This is a genomic window from Lysinibacillus sphaericus (genome assembly GCF_005217585.1).
In the GTDB taxonomy this organism is placed as follows: domain Bacteria; phylum Bacillota; class Bacilli; order Bacillales_A; family Planococcaceae; genus Lysinibacillus; species Lysinibacillus sphaericus.
Genome location: NZ_SZPT01000008.1, coordinates 20,410 through 32,452 on the forward strand (window position 1 = coordinate 20,410; position 12,043 = coordinate 32,452).

Annotated in this window: 6 protein-coding genes; 2 read left to right on the top strand and 4 right to left on the bottom strand. The window is 37.1% G+C overall.

Annotation, left to right across the window (positions count from 1 at the left end):
* Positions 1-111: 111 nt before the first annotated feature.
* Positions 112-1,413 (top strand): hypothetical protein, encoded by a 1,302-nt coding sequence (locus tag FC748_RS20235; protein ID WP_108031158.1) that lies wholly within the window; start codon positions 112-114, stop codon positions 1,411-1,413.
* Between the two features lie 117 nt (positions 1,414-1,530).
* Here the strand turns inward: FC748_RS20235 and FC748_RS20240 are convergent, their stop codons facing one another.
* Complete coding sequence (locus FC748_RS20240; RefSeq protein WP_108031160.1) at positions 1,531-5,778, bottom strand: S-layer homology domain-containing protein; 4,248 nt, start codon at positions 5,776-5,778, stop codon at positions 1,531-1,533.
* A gap of 698 nt (positions 5,779-6,476) precedes the next feature.
* Here FC748_RS20240 and FC748_RS20245 point away from each other — a divergent pair.
* The gene (locus FC748_RS20245) at positions 6,477-7,661 is read left to right on the top strand and encodes a CaiB/BaiF CoA transferase family protein (RefSeq protein WP_103977991.1); all 1,185 of its coding nucleotides are present in this window, start codon (positions 6,477-6,479) and stop codon (positions 7,659-7,661) included.
* Positions 7,662-7,749: 88 nt separating this feature from the next.
* Here FC748_RS20245 and FC748_RS20250 read toward each other — a convergent pair whose 3' ends face one another.
* The 3 genes from FC748_RS20250 to FC748_RS20260 form a co-directional block, all read right to left on the bottom strand.
* Entirely contained in the window at positions 7,750-9,225 is a 1,476-nt protein-coding gene (locus FC748_RS20250) for a hypothetical protein (RefSeq protein ID WP_108031162.1), read from the bottom strand.
* Between the two features lie 446 nt (positions 9,226-9,671).
* Positions 9,672-10,226, bottom strand: a complete 555-nt coding sequence (locus FC748_RS20255) for an HPP family protein (RefSeq protein WP_024360757.1) — start codon at positions 10,224-10,226, stop codon at positions 9,672-9,674.
* Between the two features lie 234 nt (positions 10,227-10,460).
* Positions 10,461-11,804 carry an acetamidase/formamidase family protein gene (locus tag FC748_RS20260; RefSeq protein WP_402834685.1) on the bottom strand — a complete coding sequence of 448 codons (1,344 nt, stop codon included), beginning with the start codon at positions 11,802-11,804 and terminating at the stop codon, positions 10,461-10,463.
* Between the last annotated feature and the right edge of the window lie 239 nt (positions 11,805-12,043).

Genomic DNA, 12,043 nt, shown 5'->3' on the forward strand with positions numbered 1-12,043 from the left:
CGTATTGAGTTTAAAAAAACATCGGACCTTTTTACCTATTCAGCTAAAATATGCATATAAAATCCTTAAGCTATGATAAAATTAAGTATAAAATATAGGAGGTTTGCCCATATGAAACACAAAAGAAACCTAGCCTTGCTTGCACTAGTAGCAGTACCTTCACTTATCTATTCAACACCTATAACGTCTGCCTCAGCTGCTGATCATTCGGCACATGCCAAGACTGCTTACATATATAATAATTACTATAATGCTAACGTTAACAACGTTATCCAGTTGATTTCCAATATTAATGATACATCCTTCTCGTTTCAGCCATACTTAGAAGCTGCACTAAAGGCGTACAATGCGTTAACAGAAACTGAAAAGCAATATGTAACGAATTATGGGACACTATCCAATCATCAACAAACAAGAGTAAGTTATCGTCGACTAGCTGCACAAATAGAAGAAAAATTAGCTTCCGTTGACTCTACTTCTGTTAACTATTATCAAAATGTAATTGAAACGAGAGATTGGTACAATAGGTTAAATGCTGCGCAAAAAACCTTTGTAAGTGAAGCAACCCAAAAAATACTGACGTCAACAATTACACCTAATACTTCTGTTGATAAAGTTGTTAATAAAATTCAATTGTTAAACGCTTCTCGACTTAGCTTCCATAAAGATGTGGCAGAAGCGCGCGCTGAGTATAATGCATTGCGAAAATTCTCCAATGTTGTTTTACCTGCAGGGATTGAAAAACAATTATTAGATGCCGAACAGGTCGTTATATTGGATAAATCCGCAGCGAAGCAAGTAGAAAATACCATTGCTGCCTTATCGCCAAAAACGTCTACAACACAGGATGTCCAAGCAGCAAAAAACGCTTTTGAAGCATTAACACCCGTACAACAACAGCTTGTTCCAAACGTTTGGAAATTAGTAGACTTTGTAAAAGGGAAATATAAACTACCTGAAAATGGTCATACAATCGATACACCAACATTGTCAGACTCGGCAGCCGTACCTGGTAAAAATACACTAATGTCTAAGAGTAGAAGAAACACGTATAAAGCAAAAATTAATGTTGCTGATTCTGAAAATAAAAATGAACGTTTTGTTTTAACAACGAAAGCAAATATGGTTCTAATCATCCCACCGCTCAATACACTTGTTAATAAGGATTCAGGCGTAATGGATGTTCAGCTGACAAGAAATTTAAATCGCATTACTTTCCAAGCCTTATTAAATAAAAAACCTGTTAAATTTGATGCGAATATTGAAATTATTTTAGAAAATTTACCTGACAATGCTTCCATTGTTCAGCTCAATGAATTCGGTGACCAAGAACCTGTTTCCTATACAGTCAATGGCAATCAATACATTATAGAAACGCAAACTTCTGGTACGTTCCAAATTATTAGAAATTAACTTATAGAAATCCCATACCCTGTCTTAAGCGGTGTGGGATTTGTCATTGCAAATAAACCACAATTAAACAGGAAGCCACTAGCATGAATATTAGCTAGTGGCTTTCTCTTTTTATATTTATTGTGTTCTAGGTTGAATTAATACATAATCTAAAGCTGCTGGATCTGTAGAAGCTTTTGCATAGACAATATTTCCATATTTATCTTTCGTGAATAGATAAATTCGTTGCTCTTTTTGGAATACGTTTGTTGAATTAGGATCACTACCTGTTTGAATCGCTGTGAAAGTCTTCGCAGAACTTGCATCAGAAGGTGCTGTAATCTTACCTTTACCATAGGAAACAATTGCTCCCCCAGGAATATACGTAAAGTTATTACTATCTGCTTTCGTAATAACATCCATAACATTATCAGGCGTTAGATTATATCCTGAGTTCAATACAGCGTAGTAATACTGCTGATCCCATGTAATATCGGCATTCAGATTCGCAACAACTTCAACTTTCTTAGAAATATTTAAATTACTTGGGAATTGCGTATCTGGTAATAATGTCGCAGAAGTAATTGTATTCTCTTTTGTTGGATATTTATACTCTGCTCGATCCTTACTAAATGTCCAGCCGCCTTTATCTTTCGCGGCAGCATTGACACTAATATCAAAGCTTTCTTTTACTTCGGTATTAAACTTGATAATGAGCTTGCGAGATTCCCAATCATTTGTACCCGTAACATCTTTCCAGCTATGTGTGTAAGTTGGTGTAATAGGCGTTGTTGTACCTGGTTGAACTAATTTAAAATCAAATCCTGTATCGACAGCCTCTGAAAATGTTACTTCAAATGTTTTGCCATCAATTCGTTTATAGATTGGATCTTCTACCTTTGGTGGTGTTCCATCTGCAAAGAATGTATATTTCATAACACCCGTACCATTTGAACCAGGCGTTAGCGTTATAAGTTTATTTTGCTTCTCATCAAATGTGTAAACTTTTGATTCTGTCCCTTTTTGCACCATCGTGACATTATTATATCGGTCTTTTACTGCTACATATAGCTCATACTCTTGATGTGGCTCAAGCGTTAAAGAAATCTCATTTGTATCTTTACGCATGCTGCTCGTAATTCCCTTAGCCATTACTTCTTCAGGCGTTGTTGGTCCAGGCGTTGGATCGCCAACCTTTCGAAGGACGTAGTAATACGAACCATCCTCATCTGACATAAATTTAAAGGTTGCTTTCCGATCACCTTCCAATATTTTAATAGACGTATTGTCAATAACAGGAGGTGTACGGTCATCAATTACATGTTTTGATTGAATATCCGAGACATTTCCTGAACGGTCTCGCAACACCATGTAAATGGAATAGCTCTTAAACGGATCTAACGGCGGAATTGTATTAGGGAGCGGAACTATCACCTTTTGTTTCCCTAATTGTGCTGGCTTATTGCCACCACTACCGATAATCGGGATATTTTTGCCCCCTACATTAAATTCTTTTGCATTTAATTGTACAGCTTCGATTAATCGTAGACGGTCATCTCTTGTTAAATTTAAATCGGATTCCATAATTAAATAATGGTAGGTTCCGGCTTTTGTCGCATTAAATTCAACTAGTGTTTGGTCTTTAGCAGCGTTAATAGCAGGTTCTCCGATAATCGTTAAATATGGCCATTCACCATCTTTATGAATATATTCTGCAGTATTGCGCGGAACAGTATTCACTGGTGTATTGTTAATATTTTCGAATTCATTATCAGCAAGGTCTTTTACATTTGGAGATATCGTTACAACCAAGTTATCTCCATTAACGAAACCTGTTAGAGAAGGGATTGTGAACGTTAATCTTTTTTGAGCTTTATTATATACAACCTTTTCTGGTCGAATTGGCTTTTGTAATCCTTGATTGACAATACCTGTTCCTGTCAGTTCATAGTTTTCAACTTTTTCAGCTGCAATCGGATCTAACTCCTCACTGACCGTTACATAAAATTCATTTTTAATTTCATCTTGTAAAAAGAGCTCTCCACCCACAATATATGGAGGTAGATTGTCTAAAGCACCTGTTTTGAATTCTTTGATTGCTTCTTTTGGAATAGGATCAATTGAATTGTTCCCTGAATCATCCTTCATCACTACAAAAAGTTGATATTCTTGTTCAGGGTCTAATCCTGTCAGCAATCCGGAAATTCCTAATTTACCTGCAAGTGCCTTCCCTTTACCTGTTGGGTTAGCTATTACATCTGCAGTTGTCGGATCTGCGGCAGTTGTCTTTTTACGTACATAGTAGAAGTATTCCCCAGGTTCACTCGCTGTAAATGTAAACTCTGCCCGTGTTCCACCATGTAGAGGGGTTACCATTAGCGATTTTACCGATGGTGGTGATGAATCTTTCATTTGGAACGATTGCGATTTAATATCTGAAGCATTTTTCGCTCCATCTACTACCATGACATAGACAACGTATTCTTTTTTCTCACCTAAATTAGAAATTTTGAACGTATTTTTACCGTTTACCGCTGCACCCGTGCCACTTGCTGCATTATCTGTAGAAATGCGATTCACCATTTCTCGTTTGGTTGGTACTTCTACGCCCTTTTCTCGCACAATATAGTAATACGTGCCTACTTTATCTGACGTAAACTCTACTTGAACATCGCTACCATTTAAGACCGTTAACTTGGTAATATCAATTAACGGTTTTGTTTTATCCGCTGGCTTTTGGTTATCAATATCATCTTTATCGATTGGTTTACCGTCAGGGTCAGTAATATTCCCCACATTATCTTTATCATTTAAGAAATCATCAAAAATATTATTTGGTCCTTCGTCTTTTGGCAGAATTACTTTATCGATATATGTGTAATCACCAATATCAACCCAACCATATGCATTATCTACATAAAGCGTGCCTACGCGACCATCAATATACAGTTGTAAATCGGTATAGCTATTGTAATTTATCCAATCGATATTGCTATCTCCGTATATTGTAAGGGCTGTTTCTGTATCTAAATTTAACGTACCGATATTACCTTGGATTTCAAACTCACGTACGTTTCCGATAATATCAACTCGTGGTAATTTTGTATTTGTTTCAATTTTTGTACCACTTTGCGACACAACAAGTCTTGATACGGTACTATTGTAAAACTCAATGCTCTTTTCGACATTTTTCATTGTCACTTTGTCTTTTGACCAGTTTTCAAAAGGCTTGTTTTTATCTGGATTTTGATTGGAGTCGGTCCAGTTTTGAAGATCGCCTGATGGGTTGCTATTAGAGCTTTCATCTTCTGGCTTATCTGGATTTGACCAGTTAATAAATGAAAAATTGTTGCTTGCTACACGGCCAATTGCTAATGGCTTATAGTAGGATACATCTAAATGTAAAGGTGGACGAACTGTTTCATTTACTAACATTGTGCCGGTTAGCGTAACATTATCGAACGCAATATAGTTCCCATTGACAACGATTGTGCCACCAAACGATTTATAGTCACCGTCAAACTGTAACTTTCGAGAGCTCGTCCCGCTTGCATTCAACGTTAACTTTGCAACTGAATAAATAGATTTCCCTGAAATATCTCCCTCAATAAATGCACCCTTTAATACATCTGCATTGTATTCATTGAAAATATGTGAAAGGTTTTCAGGTACTGAATAAGGTTCAGAATTTATGTAAACAGTATGATCTTCAACACCAGTAATCTTATAAGTTGATACATTCCCCTTTTTCTCTTGTGAACGAACAATAAAAGAAGCAATTTGACCTCGAGTTACTGCATTGAACGGAGAAAATGTGACAGGTGTTGTTCCTTCTGTAATCTTTAAATCTACTAATGTTTGAATATAGTAAGCATTGCTTGATTGGCTATTAATATCTTGGAAGCTATGATTAAAATTCGATGCTACCTCGAATTTAAAGCCAAGCACTAAAATTTTGGCTAGTTGCCCGCGTGTAATTACTTCATTTGGCATAAATGAGCCATTTGCATAACCAGACATAATGCCTGCATTTTGCAACGCTGCTACATATTTATAATATTCATTGCTCTTTGGTACGTCTCTAAAATAGGGATCTTCTACATTCTTTAAATCTAACTTTAAAACTGTAGCGAGCATTTTTGCTGCTTGACCACGTGTTACATTTTGATTTGGTCGGAATGTTTTATCTGCAAATCCACTAATTGCACCTTGAGCGTATAATTTTAAAATATTGTCATAGTGACTTGAATATTGGTTAATATCTACAAATGGTGAAGTAGCTGCTGCTACTTTTTGTGGTGGTGGTACAACAACAGCAATCCCGCTAGTAGCAAAAACAGTTGCGATCAGTGCTTTGTTCACTTTTTGGATTTTTGTTTTATCCATCTCACTCTTCCTTTCACATCTAATTGATACGCACAAACTTCATTTTCATCATACCCTTTATATCGACAGGTAGATAGCGAACCTTCATAGTATTTCTAAAATAATGGAAGAAAGTCTTGCCCAAATTAAAAAGCCAAGAAGCATCGGTGCTCTCTTGGCTTTAACAAAATATAGGCATACATCATATCATACTTGTTTTGTCATAAGGGAAAGGGGGATAACCTTAAGTCCTGTCAAGTTTGATCAAGAGATGTGTCCCGAATTTACATATCAATTTCATAATAAGCGTGTGTCACACAAGGATGACTTATACTTAAGCTTACCCAACTATTCGTCACATTAATCAAGTACCCTAAAATAAAAAATGTAAACATCATTTTTATGAAAATTCTATCAGTGATATCAGCATTTCTACCAGCTTTCACTCCCTTCGCACGTCCTCCACCATCTAAATTCTAAATTTTTTTACTTTTATTGTTATTCTGACATATAATTTTCTGATAAATTAATTTATAATGAAAATTAACATAGTCAATCTAATCGTTCATCTGTTATAATACTGATTAAAATAAATAAAATCTGTATTAATACAGAATGGTATAAAGCTTGCTTTTCACACTATGGGGATAATGAGAAAAGCGCTACCAATGCATGTTAAACGACTGCATTGTAGCCTACACAAAAAGGGGTTGGAAGATTTGGGTATTTTAAAGGGGTTAAAAATTCTCGATTTTTCTGCATTACTACCAGGACCAATGGCGACAATGATTTTTGCTGACCTAGGTGCGGAGGTTATTCATGTAGAATCCTCCAAACGCGTTGACTTAACGCGTATTATGCCTCCCTATGATGAAGATCATGAGGCATATATTCATCAACACTTGAATCGTTCTAAAAAGTCTCTTACATTAAATTTGAAAGCGCCTGAGGCTATAGAAATTGTAAAGACACTCGTACAAGAATATGACGTTATCATTGAAGGTTTTCGACCAGGGGTTATGCAAAGACTTGGTATCGGTTATGAAACGTTAAAAGAAGTGAATCCAAAATTGATTTATTGTGCGATTACAGGCTATGGTCAAACGGGTCCGTATAGCAACCGACCTGGGCATGATAATAATTATTTGGCACTAGCAGGGGTGCTCGATTACTCTCGTCATAAAGACAAAAAGCCCGTTTCTATGGGGATTCAGCTAGCAGATATTGCTGGCGGTACGATGCATGCTGCCATCGGGGTACTTGCTGCTGCACTGCACCGTGAAAAAACTGGAGAAGGTCAGTTTGTGGATATTAGTATGACCGATGCGGTATTTTCTCTTAATGCAATGTATGGCTCTGCCTATATCGGCGGCGGTCGTGTACCGCAACCCGAACAAGAAATTTTAAATGGCGGTAGCTACTATGATTTTTATAAAACAAAGGATGGTCGATTTTTCTCCGTGGGCAGTCTTGAGCCACAGTTTCGTAGGTTGCTCTGTGAAGCACTAGATATTCCTGAACTAATCGATAATACGTTTAATGATTCGTACTATACACAAATTCGCTTTAAAGAGGCTGTGCATGATGCCTTTTTATCGAAAACCTACAACGAATGGCTTGAAGTCTTTAATGAAGATTTTGAAGGTTGTGTCGAGCCAGTGTTAACTTTTCCAGAAGCATGCGAGCATCCACAGTTACAAGCTCGTGGCATGATTGTGGAGATTCCGAAAAACGATGGTACGACGCAAAAACAAATTGCATCTGCTTTTAAATTTGATGGCGTCAATCCAGCGTACAAGCATGTTGGCGCAAAGCTTGGTGAACATAACGAAGAAGTACTGACATCACTTGGCTATAGTGCTGAACAAATCAACGCACTTCAAGAAAAAGGGGTTTTAGAGTAAGTAGTGTCAGGCACGCAAACAATTTAAAAAATTAAAAAGAGTGTCCAAGTAAGTCATTGTTTGACTTCAGTGGACACTCTTTTGTCTATTACACATACGCACTAATAAATATCCGTAATTGTTCGAAATGGTCTTCAACAAGTAAATATTTTTTATATACTTCGATTAATTTCTCAAATAGCTCAAATTGTTCCGTAACAAAAAGAATTTTGAGTATATTAATCATATGCAATGAAGCGCTTTGAGCGACTAAATAATACGAGCTATCAGGTTGACGATAATGTTGGCGCCATTCTTCCACAGATAGTCCAATATGTTGTAATGAGTTATTAACATGAAGGGCAATATCCTTTTGCACAGATGCCTCAAGAGCGATTAATTGCTCTTTACTGTAGTCTTGCTGTACCAATACGGCGTTTATTTTTTTATTGGATGCCAGTACATGTTCTTTTAAGAGCAGTAGCCCCTCTTCGTAACGTTCCATTCTGACATACGTATCTAGCAATACCGCATACAAATTTTCTAAATAATTAAGATGATAATTTTTAATAATGGCCGGCGGTGTTGGCTTTCGATTTGGCAGTAAATCCTTATATTCTAGCAAAATTTCGATTGCGTAGTTATTAAGCCGTTCATCTTCTAATAAATATTCACCATAATGAAGAACATTGTCATAATCTCGCTCTTGATGTGCTATATGCAATAAAATATAGGCAATTAAGACCTTTTCTTTCTCTGTTAATGCATACATAGAATAACGCCAATCAGCCTCAAATGAAGTAATTAAATCTTTAATATGTTGATATTGCCCCTCTGACAAACGATAGTGGGTCACAATTTGATAAAGACGTAACTGTTTTTTCGCTAAACAGGAAGGATTGCATTTATCCACATAAGTTATACACTTATCCAGATTTTTTCTGTAATTATGCACAAAGTTATTCACATGTGTATAAGTAATTGCTGAAGATTGTTCAAAATGTCCCATAATTTCATAAATAAATGTGAATTGTTCTAATGGTTTGTGGATAAGCAGTGAATAAACTTTTTTCATAAACAGCCAATGCCAAAATAAATGTTCTTCTTTATAAATCATATGCACAAAATAATCATTTTCAAATTTATATAAATATATCGTTTGTAAGTCATCTTCTGGCAACTGTACCTGCCATCGCTTGCCAAACACAAGCCAGACTAAACGCTCCAAATCCATTGTATGCTGGGCAAAAAGTTGGTCAAAAAAGATTTCCTTCCCTTTTTGAGTGTAAAAAAAGGCATTCAGTCGGTCATTCACATATTTTGTATCCAGGCCCTGCTTAGTGAAAAAAAGTTGTAACGTCGTAGAAACACGTCCCCAATATTTTCGAGCTGTCGAAAATGCAATGTTCATCGCCGCTTCTTCATTCACTAAAAATAATTGTGGTGACAAAGCAGAACCTAATATTTTAGGATCAGCTTGTGCTGTGACCTCAGCCTCTGCCCATTTTGAAAGTAACTTTTCGGCTCCGTTTTCGCCACTTTGTCTATATGTTATGAATAATTGCTCATCACAATCCAACAGCATACAACCAGAGCCCCCCATCAATTTCACGCAACAAAGATCTTCCCCTATCATGGTATAATTCGTTTTTAAATTATTTTTATTCTTTCTTCAATATAACAAATCCTATCCAAGATATGCTAATAAGTTATGAATAAGGACAGACAAAAGAGCTAAAGTGTTCATCAAGACAAACACTTTAGCTCTAATTAGCTATATATACTTACAAAGCTCATTACTTTACATACTAAGGCAAATGAGCGCATCTGACAACTGCTCTTAAGTTGGTAGCCCAGTGCATTGTCTCAGACGGCTCATTGCTGACGCTATTTTATGGCAGCGTCCATTTATTAAATATTTAAAGTGTAAACTGTTTCCTAAATCAGTTTATACTTTACTTCCTAGACAGTAGACGGACAACGAAACAAAATAGTTACACATTTTAATAAAAATTTTTCAAAAAAATTTGTTTACCAAAATTGTGGGTACTTTCTCGTTTGTCGTAAATTATTAATTAGCAAGCCAAAAATGACAATAATCACTGCCCCTATGAATACTGGCATTATTAAATAGCTCCAGCCGTAGCCGCCTAAAATAATGATAATCGGGTTTGCTCCTGCCGGTGGATGTATTACCCCAGCAAGTGCCATACAGAAAATAGTCAAGCCGACTGCAAGACTAATCGAAATAACGCTCGATCCTAACAATGAATACATTGCCACGCCGATAAAAGCTGAAATCATATGCCCACCTATAATATTTCGAGGTTGTGACAGCGGCGCATTCCATACGACAAATACCAGTACACAGCTCCCCCCAAGTGATGCCATTAACCACGGTGTCCCTGTATAGTTTGTTAAACAAAGTAATACAAAGATACATAGTAAACCACCAGCAGCACCTGTTAACGCATCAGCGAAATTAGTTCTAGAAGGAGCATGTCCACCTCCACTCATCTTAGCTAAATATGCTTTTAAACGATGATTTTTTACATCTTTTTCTTGTAAACGTACGAAATCGGCCATAGTCACCATCCTAGAAATCAACTTTATATGAATTGTCATCATCTATACATGTAGAAGCTTTTTCTATTATATCAGCTAAAAATAAGATTTCAATTTCAGAACTTCATATTTTTGACAATGCTGAAAAGTCAAAATAGTAAAGCACGAGCCCAATGTATGCATACATTTACTAGGCTCGTGCCGAGGTATTTAAAATATCGTTTTTGTGGTAAGAGTTTTCATGTTTACTTGTTTTTAATCATATTGCTTTTTAATCGGTTTGTATATTCGTGCTTTTTTTAGCACCGTCTTCGGAACTTGGAATGTTGCCGTAACGACACCTGGATGGCGGCCGATTTCTATGGAACCCGTAATGGTTGCACGATTCATTACTTCTGGCTCAGTCATTTCAAATAGCTTTGCGGCTCTGCTAATTGCATTAGTTGTCGCATCATTTAATGTTGTACCTGTACCCACTATCGAAACAGGGAACACTTCTTCCACCTGTTTGACACCAAATTCCTCCGCAAGTTCGCGGGCTCTACGTTTTTCTTCTTTTGAAAAAGGCTTTGCTGTGTATGGAAGATCTTCTTCATTTGGTAATAATATCGGACCTTCAAGTGCTACTTTTTTCAATACACTTACCTGTAGTTGTACGATTCCTGCGACATCTGTTGTATGTCCAGCAATTTCACCGTCTCCTTGCATGGCATGCATATCACCAATGTACACGCCACCACCTGGTACTTTTACAGGGCAAATAATTGTAGCCCCCTCACGAACACGGCTAATATCCATGTGCCCATCTGTTCGGTGAGTATCTAATTCTGCTTGCGTAAATGCATATTCATGTGGAGCTCCTATTAAAAATGAGCCAAAATCACCGGCATTATGAGAATCTGGCATCGCCTTTGAAGGCGTTGTCCCTAGCTGACCTAAAAATGGTCGCATTCTTGCCATAACGCCGATTAAGTCACTTGGTGCAAGAGCAACGACAGGGTTTTGCACAGAGTTTTCAGGCGTGCGCATATAATTTTTTGCATCCAATGCAATACGTCGAGCACCCTCTCGCCCTACGGTTAAACCGATATTCCCCTTTTGGTCTAGTGCCATTGTATAACCATTTGTCATTTTAAATGGCGCAGTTTCAGTATCACAAGTTGAACAGCGTATTGCATGCGGCCCAATACCATCCACTACAGTAGCTGGATGAAGTTTACCACAGCCGGGACATTTTACTGATACAAACGGATCACCGATAAAACGGTCAATTATTGCCTCGTCATGCCCAGATGCCGTCGCAAGTGATGTTACCTGTATAGATTTTATTGTGATAACAATTGCATCGCCTACTTCGGCACCTTCTACAAAGACCGGCTTTGTTACTTCGTGTCCACCACGAATGGTTGGCGTTAACATCGGCCCCCAACACCCTGGTGTCGTATTGGCAATAATTGTGCCACCATTTTTGACAGGACCAAGCATTTTTTGCTGTGGATCTAAAATACCGTCTATGAAATCATTCACAAACAATGTTTCCACAGCTTTAGGCTGCTGAACACTTTCGTCATTTTCTGGTTGATTAGCTTTTTCATGCATTTGTAAATCAGAAATCATGTTTGTTCACTCTCCCAATCCAAAAAATTATTTTATGTAGTCTACACAAGGGTAAAAGATAGCTCTCCACTTATACGAGCAGAGAGCCATTATTATTAGTTATTCAAGAACAAATCTACTATGTGAGAAGACTTCATTTAAAGCTTATTGCGTTTACTTGATAGCTACGCATCACTGCGTATACCATTCATTTCGACAGCGAGTTCGATAGTTCCTGCAAA

Excerpts from the sequence above, each read along its gene's own strand:
- FC748_RS20260 (WP_402834685.1), bottom strand. The coding sequence starts at position 11,804 with ATGCATGAAAAAGCTAATCAACCAGAAAATGACGAAAGTGTTCAGCAG.
- FC748_RS20240 (WP_108031160.1), bottom strand. The coding sequence starts at position 5,778 with ATGGATAAAACAAAAATCCAAAAAGTGAACAAAGCACTGATCGCAACT.
- FC748_RS20255 (WP_024360757.1), bottom strand. The coding sequence starts at position 10,226 with ATGGCCGATTTCGTACGTTTACAAGAAAAAGATGTAAAAAATCATCGT.
- FC748_RS20250 (WP_108031162.1), bottom strand. The coding sequence starts at position 9,225 with ATGCTGTTGGATTGTGATGAGCAATTATTCATAACATATAGACAAAGT.
- FC748_RS20235 (WP_108031158.1), top strand. The coding sequence starts at position 112 with ATGAAACACAAAAGAAACCTAGCCTTGCTTGCACTAGTAGCAGTACCT.